Raw genomic sequence first — 13,637 nt, 5'->3', positions numbered from 1 at the left:
GGAGCCCGCCATGACGATCAACCTCAACCCCTCTGACAAGGCGCTGGTGCCGTTTGTGTCGGTCGATAACATGATGCGGCTCATTCACCATGTCGGGATCGAACCGATGCTGCGCGGCCTTGCCGACTATATCGAGGCCGATTTCAAACGCTGGGAGTTGTTTGACAAGACCCCGCGCGTGGCCAGCCACTCGGCCGAAGGGGTGATCGAACTGATGCCCACCTCGGATGGTGAGGTCTATGGCTTCAAATACGTCAACGGCCACCCCAAGAATACGAAAGACGGGTTGCAGACCGTCACGGCCTTTGGCCTGCTGGCGGATGTCGGCACGGGCTATCCGGTGCTGCTGAGCGAGATGACGATGCTGACCGCGATGCGCACGGCGGCCACCTCGGGTCTGGTGGCGCGCTATCTGGCCCCCAGGGGCGCCGACACGATGGCGATGATCGGCTCGGGCGCGCAGTCTGAATTTCAGTCGCTGGCGATGAAGGCGATTTGCGGGCTCAAGACCGTGCGGCTTTACGATATCGACCCTGCGGCGGTGGAAAAGGCGCGGCGCAACCTCGAAGGCACCGGGCTCAACGTGGTGGCCTGCAAAAGTGCCGAGGAAAGCATGGAAGGCGCGCAGATCATCACCACCTGCACCGCCGACAAGCAATACGCGACCATCCTGACCGACAACATGGTCGGCTCGGGCGTGCATATCAACGCCATCGGCGGCGATTGTCCGGGCAAGACCGAACTTGCCCCGGGGGTGCTGCACCGCTCTGATATCTTTGTGGAATATCCGCCGCAGACCCGCATTGAAGGCGAAATCCAGCAACTTGCCGAGGATCATCCCGTCACCGAGATGTGGGAGGTGATGAGCGGGTTGAAGCCGGGGCGCAGCTCGGACAAGCAGATCACGCTTTTTGACAGCGTCGGCTTTGCGATCGAGGATTTCTCGGCGCTGCGTTTCGTGCGCGACCGGATTGCGGGGACCGACCTCTATTTCGATCTCGACCTGCTGGCTGATCCGGATGACCCGCGCGATCTGTTCGGGATGCTGCAACGCGCGAAGGGCTAGAGGTAAGGTGCGTGATATCACGCACCCTACTCTGATATGCCCCCGGGCCGGTCTGGGTACTGGGGAACGAGAGTGCCGACCCGGGGGAACCGACGGTGGTCAGCCGTCAGCCGCGACCGGGAGCAGCCCCTGTTCTTGCCCGGCCACCATCTCGGCGTCATCCAGCGCACCGTCATCATTGGTGTCGGCTTCGGCAAAGGCCTCGGCGGACACGTCAGGGAAGACGGCCTGCACTTCGTCGATGGTCATCATCCCGTCACCATTGGTGTCGATCTCGCTGGCGGCGATGGCCGCGGTGGCCATAAAGCCGAGGCTGAGAAGGGATGCGATGAATTTGGTCATGAGTTGTCTCCTTTAGACAGTGTTCAGGCGAGGCGCCGCGTTTTGCGACGCTCACCGAACAAGACGGGGTTTGCGCGGTTTGCATCCGCCCGGCACGCCGCATCAATGCGGACGCGCGAAGCCTTGCCCATGGTGGCGCACTGTGTTGGCGAGAGGTTGCCCAAAAAGGCCCGGATGCAACCATCGGCGGAAAATGCCGGTTTGAAATCGCCATGCCAAAGGGTCAGGTTGAGCTGAGCAGCCTCACCCCTTGAGCGGAGTGATCCCAGAATGCCCCAAATCCACGCACTGCCCGGCGATATCGCCGGTTTGCAGCCCGACCTTCTGCGCGTGGCACGCCACCTGACCGGCAATGCCGATCAGGCGCAGGACCTGACCCAGGATGTGCTGGTGAAACTGTGGCAAAAGATGTCGCGCGGCGATCCCATCGACAATCTGCGTGCCTATGCCATGACCACGCTGCGCAATACCTTTCGCCAGCATCTGCGCAACCGCCTGCCCGGCAGTGAGCTGGAAGAGAACATGCTGACGGCCCCACCGGACGCCTTTGCCTGCCTGGCGCTGCAGGAGATTGCCGAGGCGATCGGCAAACTGCCCGCGGACCAGGCCCGCCTGATCCGGCTTGTAGCTGCGGGCGAAACCAGCCCGGCGGAGCTTGCAAGGATCACCGGCGTGCCCACCGGCACAGTGATGTCCAGGCTGGCGCGCGCTCGCGGGCAGCTGCGCACGGAAATGGGCCTGTCCAAAACCGCGCCGGTGGCCGAGTTGATTTGAATGGGCCAGCTAGCCCGTCAGCTCCATAGCCCCCGCGCCCGACAACATCTCGTAGCCGTCGTTCGTGATGGCATAGGTGCCGCCCACCAACACCCCAAGCTGATGCGCCTCATCCAGCAGACAGGCATGCAGCACAAAGGTCGTTCCGGGCACAAGCAGATCGTCAGAGGTCCGAGTGATCTTCAGGGGCTCCAGCCAAGTCGGGGGGTATCCAATACCCACGCCATAGCCGAAGCGCATCTTGAAGCCGTCGCGCAGCCCCGCGTCCCGCAGACGTTGCAGTGCAGGAGCTTCAACATCGCAGGCGCGGACATTGGGCTTGAGCTGAGCAAGCCCAATGCCAAGACAATCCCGCGCCACGCCGTAAAGCTCAACCGCCTTTGGATCGGGATCAGCTCCCGGCACGGTAAAGCTCTGAATGGCCACGCAATTGTAGCGCCGTGCGACACCTCCGATTTCAACATGAACGAGATCACCTGCCTCCAGTACCCGGTCCGTTGGTGTACCGTGGCCCAAGACCGACCGGGTGCCGCTGGCCAGCTCGGTCGGGATGGAGGCATAATCACTGCCCGCCTTACGCATGGCATATTCGATATCTGCCGCCAGCTCGATTTCGGTCATGCCGGGGCGTGCACGATCCGTTGCCGCACGAAGCCCTGCGTCTCCGTAGCGGCCCGCGACGCGCATCAATGCGAGTTCCTGAGGTGTCTTGACGCTCCGCATGCGCGCAAGCTCAGGGGCAATGTCAACGATCTCAACGCCATCGATCTGCGCCACAAGCTCAGACCCAAAGGCATAAGGCACGGCATGGCTGGAGAGATCAACACCGACCCGTCGTAACGGGCTCGCGGTCTCCTTGAGAACACGAGCGAAGGTCGATGCCGGTGTATCGACGCCAAACCGGTAGGTCCGGATATCGCGGATCAGACTCGTCTGGCGGGCAAGGGCCACATCCGCATCCCAAACCATCTGAACAGGCTCCGGCCCATCTGTCGCGAAGATCAAAGCCTGCGGCAGAACCGCGCCGAGAAACGTGTCATAGCCGCAAAGCCAATATTGTGCCTCCGGTCCGAGAATGAGAGCGGCGTCAAGCTGCTGCTCGGCCAGATAGGAGGTGAGGCGCTCAGCGCGCTGGTCATAGGTTGAACGGGGCAAAGCAAGTGTGAGGCTCATACGACGCACAATAGATCATCAGGCCGGACCGGACCATTTGAATTGGGACATGACGCCGGAGAGAATAGAGGGCCAGGCAAAAGGCACGGAGAGTGATCATGAAGACGACCAGCGGCGGGTGCTTCTGCGGCGATCTGCGCTTTGAGGCCTCAGGCGCGCCGGACCAGTTCAGCCCCATCTATGAACTCTGGATGGTGCGGCGCGACAACTGGCTTCCGCCTTTCGTGGGGCTTGAGCGGTTAGAGCAGGATCGGGAGGGGCCGTAGGGTGCGTGATTTCACGCACCAATCTCTCAGCGCATCAGGATCCCCTGCCCCGTGGGCAGCGCCATGATCATCCGGTTCTGCGCGCCGGCGAACGCGTTCCACGCCGCGTTCTGCTCTTCATGGCCGGTCAGACCGTAATCATCCAGCACGATGATCCCGCCGGGCGTGATCCGATCCCAGATCTTCTCGATCGTGCCGATCTCGGCCGCGGTGATGTTCAGATCGATCGAGATATAGCTGAGCGCGTCAAATTCCACATCGTCGATCGAGCCCGGCAACAACCCGGGCACCAGCACCGCGCCGGGATGCGGGCCGAACTGCTTTTTGCAAAACTCGATGATGTTCACATTCGCCGGATTGCCGGAATACATGTTCCGGTTCATCTTGTGCACGCCCTTGAGCTCACGTTCCGAGGCCATGTCTTCGGGGATGCCGTCATAGGTGTCGAAGAGGAAGAACTTCTTGCCCGACGCATCAAACTCGGTGTTGCGCAGGATCATTGTGGACAGCAGCCCGGTGTTGACCCCGAACTCGGCAAAATCCCCGGGCAAACGCAGACAGCATTCGGCGGCCCAGATGCAGACATGCACGCGCCAGCGGATATCCGGCGTACCGCCAATCCAGTGCGGTTCGCTCTCGCGGCAGGTTTGTTCCCAGGCTTGCTGAAACCGCGCATCATGCTGAAACGGAATATATTTTTTCCGTACAGCCAGGTGGTCACCGTAATAGTCATACTTGTAGGGCGCGCGGGTCAGCGCCTTGCGCAGGCGGCGAACGATGGCGGTAAACGGATCCATTGGCTCTCCTTGCGGCCTCAGCGGGCCTTGAGCATCTGTTTATAGTAATGCAGGCGGTTGCCCAAGGTCTCATCGGCTTGATGCTTCGCGCGCATATAGCGCAGCTCACGGCGTCTGAGGGTGGGAGACACGCCCGCACTCACCTGCCCCAGATGCAGCCGGTTGGCCACCATCGGCGCCTCAAGAATATGCGGCGCGCCAAGCACCTTCTGACAGCGCTTGTACATATCCACATCCATGAGCCAAATCAGCTCTTCGTCAAACTCCAGCCCGGTGCCCGCCCGAAGGGCCAGCACGGAGGGGCTGCTGACCGTGTTCTTGCCAAGGTAAAGGTTGGGATCGAGCCGGGGCACCATGGTGTTTTCCAGGCTTTGCCCGTCATGGGTCACCCCCGAGCCGCAGAGCAGCCATTGCGCACCTTCTTTCGAGAAGGCGTCGGCATGTTGGGCAAGGGCCGTGGGATCACACAGAAAATCGTCCTGAAACAGCACCTTGAGCACCTGTCCCCGGGCCGCGCGCATCGCGTTGTTGGTGTTGGCCGAAGCCTGCCGCGCACCGCCGCGATTGTCGAGCCGCGTGATATCCAGCCTGTCGGCATAGGCCTTGCAGATCGTCGCCACGCCCTCATCGTCGGACTGGTCCGAGACGATCACCTCGAATTGCTCGTAGCTTTGGCGCAAAAGGTGCTCGAAACTGTCCAGCAGATACTCTGCCCCCTGCCCGCCCATTTCATAGGCCGGGATGCAGATGCTGATATAGGGATCGCGCGCCATGGCCGCTGCTTGCCCCAGCGCCCGGGGTTGCGCAACATTTAATACCATTCACGCAGGCAAACTCGTCACGGGGATGGTAAAAGTGCACATCTGACCGGCTCTGTGCTAAACTGGGCCTATTTGAAAGAGCGTATTTCGAGGACGCATGAGATGATCCGATTGATCCCCATCTCGGTCGGCATGTTGCTGGCCTGGTCACCCATGGCTGAGGCTTGCGAGCCGCCGCCGGTCTTTTACGCGCCCTTCAGCACAGAGCGCGCGGCGAACGCGGACATCACCAGTTTCATAAGCCAAAATGCCCCGGTCGTGCGGGATGTCTCGCTCGGCCGCGGCTCCGCCGCGCAGGAATCGCTCTGCGGCGGCCAGGGCTATGTTTCTTTCACCATCGCCTTGCCCCCGGGCGCGCCGGTCACCTTCGCCGATCTTGGGCTTGAGTTGCGCGTGATCGACGGCAGCTTTCCCAGGTACGCCCTGCCCGAAGGCCCGATCAGCTCCACCCTTGGCGCGCGGGAAGACTTCCAGCATCTGGGAAGCTGGTTCGAAGGCCCGCCTGCCCGCCACAAGACCATCAGCGCCGAGATCGAAGCACGTTTTGTGGCGCCCGATGGCACGCGGGGCAAAGGCGCGCGCTTCACGCTTTTCTCCGAGCCGGAGAAACCCAAAACGGCCGAAGAGCAGACACGTTAGCCCCTTTTTTCAAAAGAAAAACGGGGGGCACAAGGCCCCCCGATAAGTTTCGCCGTCCAGGCTCACTTGATTGTACCGCCCGGTTTCTGCCTGCGGCCTGAACGTCGTCGGGGGCGAGCGCACCCGCCCCGTGTGAGGATGGGCAAGGACTGATCGTCCGCCCCCACCCTGTCCCTCGGCCCGCGCTGGCATGTGCGCGCTTGGCCCTTTGTTTCGTCGGGGGCGGGCTGTCGCTGGTGGAGGTTCAGCCCCTTGCCCCCTACACGCCCCCACCAGAGGTGCGTGATCTCTGTCGCGGCGCCGCCCTGTCTAGGCGACCTTCCGGCCCATCGGCACCGGCCCGCTTGTTTCGAACTCCGCCACGCATTCCGGAAAGAGCACGCGGTGAAAGAGGATCTTGAACTCCTCGCCTTCCTCGGTGCGTACCGTGGCGTGGGTGGAGGCGTTCATCACCACCCCCGCCAGCCCCGGCGGCACCGCGAAAGAGCCGCGCCCCAGACCGCCGTCAAGCGTCACCTCGATCTCAAGGGGTTCCGACGTCACCCCGTCACATTCGATCGTTGCGGTGTAGCTCATCCTGGCCATGGCTCTGCTCCCTCGCGGCCCCGGCTCAGCTACAGCCCGACGTGGCGCCGCAGGTGTTGCACTTCATGCAGGTGCCGTTGCGCACCAGCGTGTAGTTGCCGCAATCGCCGCAGGCTTCGCCCTCATAGCCCTGCATCTTGGCCTTGGTGCGCGCGTCCATCTCGACCGTGCCCGTCGCCACTGCCGTGGTCGTGCTGATCGAGGCGGTCACCGACCCCGCCGCCGCAACGGCGGTTTCGGGCACCAGCGTCTCAAGCGCCGCCACCGGGTCCACGGCACCGTTCAGCGCCACGGCCTCGGCCGACTGACCGCCATTGAGCACGACCAGCTCCTGCGGCAGACGCTTGCGCAGGTAGCCCGTCGAGCTGATCTGCTTGAGCACCTCGAGCGAGCGGTTGGCCGCACTGTCGGACATTTCCGAGATGTTGCTGACGCCTTCTTCCTCGCCGCGGCCCAGATCGTCAAAGCTCGCGCCCTCGGGCTTCACATGCGCCAGATCGGTGCGGTCGAGGTAGCTGACCGCCAGTTCGCGGAAGATATAGTCGAGGATCGACGTGGCGTTCTTGATCGAGTCGTTGCCCTGCACCATGCCCGCCGGTTCGAACTTGGTGAAGGTGAAGGCATCGACGAATTCTTCCAGCGGCACGCCATATTGCAGGCCCACCGACACCGCGATGGCGAAGTTGTTCATCATCGCGCGGAAGCCCGCGCCTTCCTTGTGCATGTCGATGAAGATTTCGCCCAAGCTACCGTCGCTATATTCGCCCGTGCGCAAGTAAACCTTGTGCCCGCCGACGACCGCCTTTTGGGTATAGCCCTTGCGGCGCTCCGGCATCTTCTCGCGGTGCGATTTGACAACTTCCTTGACGATCACCTTCTCGACGATCTTCTCGGCCAGTACAGCGGCCTTTTCCTGCGGCGTGCCTGTTTCGAGGATTTCGGCGGCGTCGTCGTCATCCTCGACCAGGGCGGCGGCCAGAGGCTGTGACAGTTTGGAGCCGTCACGGTAGAGCGCGTTGGCCTTCACCCCCATCTGCCAGCTGCGCTCATAGGCAGCCTGGCAATCCTCGATGGTCGCATCGTTGGGCATGTTGATCGTCTTCGAGATCGCGCCCGAGATGAAGCTTTGTGCGGCTGCCATCATATCGATGTGGCTGTTCACGCTGAGGAAGCGCTTGCCTTTCTTGCCGCAGGGGTTGGCGCAATCGAAGATGTGATAGTGCTCTGTCTTCAGATGCGGCGCGCCTTCCAGCGTCATCGTCCCGCAGACATGGTCATTCGCCGCGTCGATATCGGCCTTGGAGTAGCCGAGGCTGGCCAGCAGGTCGAAGGTCGGGTCGTTCAGCTTCTCCGCCGGGATGCCCAGCACGTTCTTGCAGAACTCCTCGCCAAGGGTCCACTGGTTGAAGACAAAGCGGATGTCGAAGGCGCTGCCCAGGGCGGCGTCGATCTTGGCCAGCTCGTTTGCGCCGAAGCCGTGCCCTGCCAGCGAGGTGTGGTTGACGCCCGGCGCGTTGCCGATGGTGCCGTGGCCGACCGCGTAGCTGACGATCTCTTCAATCTGTGCGCTGCCATAGCCCAGTTTGGCAAGGGCGGCGGGCACCGATTGGTTGATGATCTTGAAGTAGCCGCCACCGGCAAGCTTCTTGAACTTCACCAGAGCGAAATCGGGTTCGATCCCGGTCGTGTCGCAATCCATCACCAGACCGATCGTGCCGGTGGGGGCAATCACCGTGGCCTGCGCGTTGCGATAGCCGTGCTTTTCGCCCAGTTTCAGCGCCTCGTCCCAGCTGGCCATCGCCAGATCCACAAGGCGGCTGTCGGGGCAGTTGGCCAGGTCCAGCGGCACCGGTTTGACGGCGAGCCCTTCATAGCCCTCGGTGGCGCCATAAGCGGCGTTGCGGTGGTTGCGCATGACGCGCAGCATGTGTTTCTTGTTGCGCTTGTAGCCTTCGAACGGTCCCAGCTCGCCCGCCATCTCGGCGGAGGTGGCATAGCTGACACCGGTCATGATCGCCGTCAGCGCACCGCACAGGGCACGGCCCTCGGCGCTGTCATAGCCCAGCCCCATGTTCATCAGCAGGCCGCCGATATTGGCATAGCCCAGACCCAGCGTGCGGAACTCATAGGAAAGCTGCGCAATCTCTTTCGAGGGGAACTGCGCCATCATCACGCTGATTTCCAAAGTCACGGTCCACAGACGCGTGGCGTGCATGTAGCTTTCTGCGTCGAATTGTTCGTTTTTGTAAAATTGCAGCAGGTTCATGGAGGCCAGATTACACGCCGTATCGTCCAGGAACATGTATTCAGAACAAGGGTTTGATCCACGAATCTCGCCATCTTCCGGGCAGGTATGCCAGGCATTGACAGTGTCGTGATATTGAATGCCCGGATCGGCGCAGGCCCAGGCCGCATGGCCCACATCTTCCCACAGATCGCGGGCTTTGATGGTCTTGGCGACGCTGCCGTCGGTGCGGTTGATCAGCGCCCAGTCGCCATCTTCCTCGACCGCCTTGAGGAAGGCATCGGTCACGCGGATCGAGTTGTTGGAGTTCTGCCCCGAAACGCTGGCATAGGCTTCGCTATCCCAATCGGTGTCATAGGTCGGAAACTCGATCGAATCGTAGCCCTGCCGCGCATAATCCAGCACGCGTTTTACATAAGTCTCAGGGATCTGCACCTGTTTGGCGCCGCGAATAGCTGCCTTCAGCTGCTCGTTCTTCTTGGGATCAACCGCATCCTCGCTGCTGCCGTCCCAGGCCCGGATCGCGCTGAAGATCTCGTTCAGCTTGGCCTCGTGCATTTTCGAGCCCGCGACGATGCTCGCCACTTTCTGCTCTTCTTTCACTTTCCAGTTGATGAACTCCTGAATATCGGGATGGTCCGCGTCACAGATGACCATCTTGGCCGCGCGGCGCGTGGTGCCGCCGGATTTGATCGCGCCAGCCGCCCGATCCCCGATTTTCAGGAAGCCCATCAGGCCCGAGGACTTGCCCCCGCCCGACAGCGGCTCATCAGCGGCGCGCAGGGAGGAGAAGTTCGTGCCAGTGCCGGAGCCGTATTTGAAAAGACGTGCCTCGCGCACCCAGAGATCCATGATGCCGCCATCGCCCACCAGATCGTCGGCGACCGACTGGATAAAGCAGGCATGCGGCTGCGGATGCTCATAGGCGGAGGTGGATTTGGTCAGCTCCTTCGTGGCGTAATCCACATAGTAGTGGCCCTGACCCGGACCATCGATGCCATAGGCCCAATGCAGGCCGGTGTTGAACCACTGGGGCGAGTTGGGCGCCGCCATCTGCGAGGCCAGCATATAGCGCATCTCGTCAAAGTAAGCCTGCGCGTCCTCTTCGGTGGTGAAGTAGCCGCCCTTCCAGCCCCAATAGGCCCAGGCCCCTGCCAGACGGTCGAACACCTGCTTGGCCGAGGTTTCGCCGCCGGTTTTCACACCATCTTCGGCGGGCACCGAGCGCCACAGGAATTCCGGAACATCCTTTTCCTCGACCTTTTTCAGGGAGGCGGGCACGCCGGCCTTACGGAAATATTTCTGGGCGATCACGTCGCTGGCCACCTGGCTCCAGCTTGCGGGGACTTCGACCTCATCGAGGCGAAAAACCGTCGTGCCATCGGGGTTGCGAATTTCCGAGCTTGTGGTGATGAACTCCAGATCCGCGTATGCGTCCTGCCCGGCCTTTGTGAATTTTCTTTCGATTTTCATCTGAGCTGCCCCTACTTCAGCTTGGTGTTCCGTCGCGACCCAGCATCGCGAGCCATATGTCTCCTGTCGCAGCGGACAACACACCTCCCGGACGCGCCAATCACCTGACGCGGACATAAAGCCTTGAACAAAGGCTCTTTCCCGGGATTGTCCCGGTTATGTTGGGTGTAGGGTGTTGTCCCTGCCTCCGACCTACCACTATATATTGTGGCTTAGCGGCCGGTTTACACAACTTGACGTATTCCCCCATAGGCGGTCAACGAAAATTTTATATTTTTTTTCGCAAAAAGCGGTTGACCAAGTCCGAAAAAGGACGCGGCGCGGGGCGATGTGATTCATCTTGATTGATTGCCGCGCCGCAGCACCGGACAGGTCCGGCATTTAGAGATCTGGAGAAACTTTTTTATTCGGCTCACTTAGGTCAGATAGTTCGCACATGCCCCGCCCCGGCAGGACCGCTGCCGTCGGCGCATCGTTCATCTTTCTTAACAAATCGTCTGGTCCGAAAAAAATTTCGACGGCTCGGCGCTGGCTGCCGAAACCGGATATCAAACCGAGTTCTGAGGAGATGGTCGGGGCGGCAGGATTCGAACCTACGACCCCCTGTACCCAAAACAGGTGCGCTACCAGACTGCGCCACGCCCCGGACCGTGCGCCTCTCTACTCGTGAATGGAGGCTTTGAAAAGCCCTATTGCACCGCGTTCAGTTGCAGGGCCAGGCCGCCTTGTCAGGGTCAAAGGCGGGATGGCGCATTTCAGAGCCCGGGGTGATGCCCATCTGCCCCGCAAGCCCGCCATTCACCTCCAGCACGACAAGCGTCGCGCCGTCGCTCATCACCGGCCGCAGATCGTGGGGAATCGCGTTTTCATGCACCTTGATGACCGTACCGGTCTCATCCACGAACAGCATATCGAGCGGGATCAGCGTGTTTTTCATCCAAAATCCCACCTCGCGCGGAAACGGATAGACAAAGAGCATTCCTTTGGAGCGCGGCATGGTTTCGACATGCATCAAGCCCTGCGCCCGGGTCTCGGCGGTGTCGGCCACATCGACCGTGAACCGCGCAGTACCCCAGTCACCGCGCAGCTGAACCTGATTTGCACGACAGTCATCGGCTGCGGCCGCCGCGGCCGCCATAAACAGACCGGACAGAAGTGACCCTAATCCGATTCCTTTACCGCGCTTTCCCATCCACAGACCTCCGTCGCCATACGGCCACGTTTACCATGGATCACACGGATGGCCAGCGCCTCGCCGGGTAACAGATCCGCGAGGCCGGACCGGCGCAGCACTTCGATATGCACGAACACATCTTCGTCGCTGCCGAAGGTATTGGCAAAGCCAAAGCCTTTGCCCTTGTCGAACCACTTCACGCGCGCAGGCTCCAGAGGGGCGGATTTGATCAGTTCCGGGTCGATCTGTTCGAAATCGGACAATCCGATCGCCTCGCTGCCTTCAGGCGGATGAATCGCCAGAACCTCCACCGCCTGCGACCCGCGATCGGTGTCCTGAACCTTGATCTCCACCCCGGCATTATCGGCCACCGAGCTTTGTCCGAAATTGCGCAGCACATTGGCATGCAGCAAGATATCCGGACCGCCCTCGTCGGAAATGACAAAGCCGAAGCCTTTGACCGGATCAAACCATTTTACGCGCCCGTGGACGCGCCTTGTCGCTGTATCGTTCTGTGTCACGTCGTCCTACCGTACAGTCCCATCCCTAAGACCTGATGTTAACCTTTGCGCCCATTGCACCTCAGGCGCAAGGGCAAAAAATGTTTTTTATTCAGTTGCTTGCATTTTACGTCGCGTGAATGTCACGGATGCAAGCGCGTGATTTCCCAAGTGTTTTCAGCCCCTTCGCGCCGCCACACAAAGCGATCATGCAAGCGAAAGGCCCCGTCGGCCCAAAATTCGATTTCAACTGGTGATAGTTTGAAGCCGCCCCAATGCGCGGGACGGGGAGGATTGATCCCGTATTTGGCGGTGACTTTGGCCACATCCGCCATCAGGGCGGTGCGTGATTCCAAGGGCTGCGACTGGCGCGACGCAATGGCACCCAGGCGGCTTTTGAGTGAACGGGAGGCAAAATACTCATCCGCCTGCGCCCCGCCCACGCGGGTCACGCTGCCGCGCACCCGCACCTGACGGCGCAGCGATTTCCAGTGCAGCACGATGGCCGCGCGGGCATTGGCCTCCAGCTCCTGCCCCTTGGCCGATCCGTAATTGGTGTAAAAGACAAACCCGTCCGGCTCGATCGCTTTCAGAAGCACCATACGGACATTGGGCAGGCCATCGGCATCCACCGTCGACAACGCCATTGCGTTGGGATCGTTGACCTCGCTCTCGCCGGCCTCATCGAGCCAGCGCTGCGCGATCTCAAAGGGGTCATCGCCGCTGAAAATTCCATCACGTTCAGTCATAAAATCACATGTACCCAAATTTAGGACCATATTCGAGGGAAATGCCGCTCTCGCCCCAAGTTTGCAACATTTTCTTTTGCTTTACACAAGAATCCGCCGAGCCCGAAGATTTCCCGTCAAGATCGCAGAGCCCTGCGCGCCCCTTGATGCAGCCGGGCCATTCCCCTAAAGGATTGTGAACACCAAAAAAGAACGGGACGGGCCCAGGATATGTCGAACACCCTAATGGTAGGAAAGCGCGGGCTGATCATGGGCCTGGCCAATGACAAATCGATCGCATGGGGCATTGCCAAGGCCTGCGCCGATGCCGGGGCCGAGATGGCGTTCAGCTATATGGGCGATGCCTTCCGCAAGCGCGTGGCGCCGCTGGCCGAGCAACTGGGTGTCGACACGCTGATCGACTGCGATGTGGGCGACCCTGCGTCGATCGATGCCGCCTTTGCCGAGATCGAGGCCAAATGGGGCAAGCTCGACTTCCTGGTTCACGCCATCGGCTTTTCCGACAAGACCGAGCTGCGCGGCCGCTACGTGGACACCAGCCGTGAAAACTTCGCGATGACGATGGATATTTCCGTCTATTCCTTCACCGCCGTGGCGCAGCGCGCCGAGAAGCTGATGACGGACGGCGGCTCGATGCTGACGCTGACATATTACGGCGCCGAACAGGTGATGCCGCATTATAACGTCATGGGCGTGGCCAAGGCCGCGCTGGAGGCGAGCGTGAAATACCTGGCCGAGGATCTGGGCAAGGACGGTATCCGTGTAAATGCCATTTCGGCGGGGCCGATCAAGACGCTGGCCGCGAGCGGAATCGGCGATTTCCGCTATATCCTGAAGTGGAACGAGCTCAACTCGCCCCTGCGCCGCAACGTGACCATCGACGATGTGGGCAAATCCGCGCTCTATCTGCTGAGCGATCTCGGAAGTGGTGTCACCGGTGAGAACCTGCATGTGGACGCGGGCTATCACGTGGTCGGCATGAAGGCGGTGGATGCGCCGGATATCGACGTCGTGACCGGCCGCAAGGACTAGG

The 13,637-nt window shown here is 61.1% G+C and carries 14 protein-coding genes and 1 tRNA gene; 5 read left to right on the top strand and 10 right to left on the bottom strand.

The window, feature by feature from the left end; translation table 11 throughout:
- Positions 1 to 10 precede the first annotated feature (10 nt).
- Positions 11 to 1,066: an ornithine cyclodeaminase gene (locus tag EI983_RS07490; RefSeq protein ID WP_157706755.1), complete on the top strand. Its 1,056-nt coding sequence runs from the start codon at positions 11 to 13 to the stop codon at positions 1,064 to 1,066.
- A 99-nt stretch (positions 1,067 to 1,165) separates the two neighbouring features.
- Here EI983_RS07490 and EI983_RS07485 read toward each other — a convergent pair whose 3' ends face one another.
- On the bottom strand, positions 1,166 to 1,408 hold the full coding sequence (locus tag EI983_RS07485) for an EF-hand domain-containing protein (protein WP_157706754.1): 243 nt from the start codon (positions 1,406 to 1,408) through the stop codon (positions 1,166 to 1,168).
- A 270-nt stretch (positions 1,409 to 1,678) separates the two neighbouring features.
- Here EI983_RS07485 and EI983_RS07480 point away from each other — a divergent pair, with 270 nt between their 5' ends.
- Positions 1,679 to 2,182 carry an RNA polymerase sigma factor gene (locus EI983_RS07480; protein WP_157706753.1) on the top strand — a complete coding sequence of 168 codons (504 nt, stop codon included), beginning with the start codon at positions 1,679 to 1,681 and terminating at the stop codon, positions 2,180 to 2,182.
- A gap of 9 nt (positions 2,183 to 2,191) precedes the next feature.
- Here the strand turns inward: EI983_RS07480 and EI983_RS07475 are convergent, their stop codons facing one another.
- On the bottom strand, positions 2,192 to 3,355 hold the full coding sequence (locus EI983_RS07475) for a M24 family metallopeptidase (RefSeq protein WP_157706752.1): 1,164 nt from the start codon (positions 3,353 to 3,355) through the stop codon (positions 2,192 to 2,194).
- Positions 3,356 to 3,453: 98 nt separating this feature from the next.
- On the opposite strand from EI983_RS07475, the gene EI983_RS19220 reads away from it, so the two are divergent.
- Positions 3,454 to 3,621, top strand: a complete 168-nt coding sequence (locus EI983_RS19220) for a hypothetical protein (protein WP_198389393.1) — start codon at positions 3,454 to 3,456, stop codon at positions 3,619 to 3,621.
- 26 nt (positions 3,622 to 3,647) lie between these two features.
- On the opposite strand, the gene EI983_RS07470 is transcribed toward EI983_RS19220, so the two are convergent.
- Positions 3,648 to 4,418, bottom strand: a complete 771-nt coding sequence (locus EI983_RS07470; protein ID WP_157706751.1) for a TylF/MycF/NovP-related O-methyltransferase — start codon at positions 4,416 to 4,418, stop codon at positions 3,648 to 3,650.
- Between the two features lie 17 nt (positions 4,419 to 4,435).
- Positions 4,436 to 5,191, bottom strand: coding sequence for a glycosyltransferase family 2 protein (locus EI983_RS07465; RefSeq protein ID WP_157706750.1), 756 nt, complete (start codon positions 5,189 to 5,191; stop codon positions 4,436 to 4,438).
- A gap of 150 nt (positions 5,192 to 5,341) precedes the next feature.
- Here EI983_RS07465 and EI983_RS07460 point away from each other — a divergent pair, with 150 nt between their 5' ends.
- Positions 5,342 to 5,878 carry a hypothetical protein gene (locus tag EI983_RS07460; protein WP_157706749.1) on the top strand — a complete coding sequence of 179 codons (537 nt, stop codon included), beginning with the start codon at positions 5,342 to 5,344 and terminating at the stop codon, positions 5,876 to 5,878.
- Between the two features lie 309 nt (positions 5,879 to 6,187).
- Here EI983_RS07460 and EI983_RS07455 read toward each other — a convergent pair whose 3' ends face one another.
- From EI983_RS07455 to pdxH, 6 genes are all read right to left on the bottom strand, one after another.
- Positions 6,188 to 6,463: a hypothetical protein gene (locus EI983_RS07455; protein WP_157706748.1), complete on the bottom strand. Its 276-nt coding sequence runs from the start codon at positions 6,461 to 6,463 to the stop codon at positions 6,188 to 6,190.
- Positions 6,464 to 6,488: 25 nt separating this feature from the next.
- Positions 6,489 to 10,181, bottom strand: coding sequence for a vitamin B12-dependent ribonucleotide reductase (locus EI983_RS07450; RefSeq protein WP_157706747.1), 3,693 nt, complete (start codon positions 10,179 to 10,181; stop codon positions 6,489 to 6,491).
- Between the two features lie 569 nt (positions 10,182 to 10,750).
- A tRNA-Pro gene (locus tag EI983_RS07445) sits at positions 10,751 to 10,827 on the bottom strand.
- A gap of 57 nt (positions 10,828 to 10,884) precedes the next feature.
- Entirely contained in the window at positions 10,885 to 11,319 is a 435-nt protein-coding gene (locus EI983_RS07440) for a DUF192 domain-containing protein (RefSeq protein ID WP_246162333.1), read from the bottom strand.
- A 23-nt stretch (positions 11,320 to 11,342) separates the two neighbouring features.
- Entirely contained in the window at positions 11,343 to 11,876 is a 534-nt protein-coding gene (locus EI983_RS07435) for a cold-shock protein (RefSeq protein ID WP_157706745.1), read from the bottom strand.
- A gap of 122 nt (positions 11,877 to 11,998) precedes the next feature.
- Positions 11,999 to 12,604, bottom strand: a complete 606-nt coding sequence (pdxH, locus tag EI983_RS07430) for a pyridoxamine 5'-phosphate oxidase (RefSeq protein ID WP_157706744.1) — start codon at positions 12,602 to 12,604, stop codon at positions 11,999 to 12,001.
- A 210-nt stretch (positions 12,605 to 12,814) separates the two neighbouring features.
- Here pdxH and fabI point away from each other — a divergent pair, with 210 nt between their 5' ends.
- Entirely contained in the window at positions 12,815 to 13,636 is an 822-nt protein-coding gene (gene fabI / locus EI983_RS07425; protein ID WP_157706743.1) for an enoyl-ACP reductase FabI, read from the top strand.
- Position 13,637 lies beyond the last annotated feature (1 nt).

Origin of the sequence: Roseovarius faecimaris, assembly GCF_009762325.1 — a bacterium.
GTDB lineage: Bacteria > Pseudomonadota > Alphaproteobacteria > Rhodobacterales > Rhodobacteraceae > Roseovarius > Roseovarius faecimaris.
Note: the sequence above shows the minus strand (reverse complement) of the source record. Positions and strands in the feature narration are given on the sequence as shown.

Bases quoted from the DNA above. Each gene is read 5' to 3' on its own strand.
- EI983_RS07465 (WP_157706750.1), bottom strand. From the start codon at position 5,191: ATGGCGCGCGATCCCTATATCAGCATCTGCATCCCGGCCTATGAAATG.
- EI983_RS19220 (WP_198389393.1), top strand. From the start codon at position 3,454: ATGAAGACGACCAGCGGCGGGTGCTTCTGCGGCGATCTGCGCTTTGAG.
- EI983_RS07475 (WP_157706752.1), bottom strand. From the start codon at position 3,355: ATGAGCCTCACACTTGCTTTGCCCCGTTCAACCTATGACCAGCGCGCT.
- EI983_RS07480 (WP_157706753.1), top strand. From the start codon at position 1,679: ATGCCCCAAATCCACGCACTGCCCGGCGATATCGCCGGTTTGCAGCCC.
- pdxH (WP_157706744.1), bottom strand. From the start codon at position 12,604: ATGACTGAACGTGATGGAATTTTCAGCGGCGATGACCCCTTTGAGATC.
- fabI (WP_157706743.1), top strand. From the start codon at position 12,815: ATGTCGAACACCCTAATGGTAGGAAAGCGCGGGCTGATCATGGGCCTG.
- EI983_RS07450 (WP_157706747.1), bottom strand. From the start codon at position 10,181: ATGAAAATCGAAAGAAAATTCACAAAGGCCGGGCAGGACGCATACGCG.
- EI983_RS07455 (WP_157706748.1), bottom strand. From the start codon at position 6,463: ATGGCCAGGATGAGCTACACCGCAACGATCGAATGTGACGGGGTGACG.
- EI983_RS07440 (WP_246162333.1), bottom strand. From the start codon at position 11,319: ATGGCGGCCGCGGCGGCCGCAGCCGATGACTGTCGTGCAAATCAGGTT.
- EI983_RS07460 (WP_157706749.1), top strand. From the start codon at position 5,342: ATGATCCGATTGATCCCCATCTCGGTCGGCATGTTGCTGGCCTGGTCA.
- EI983_RS07470 (WP_157706751.1), bottom strand. From the start codon at position 4,418: ATGGATCCGTTTACCGCCATCGTTCGCCGCCTGCGCAAGGCGCTGACC.
- EI983_RS07490 (WP_157706755.1), top strand. From the start codon at position 11: ATGACGATCAACCTCAACCCCTCTGACAAGGCGCTGGTGCCGTTTGTG.
- EI983_RS07485 (WP_157706754.1), bottom strand. From the start codon at position 1,408: ATGACCAAATTCATCGCATCCCTTCTCAGCCTCGGCTTTATGGCCACC.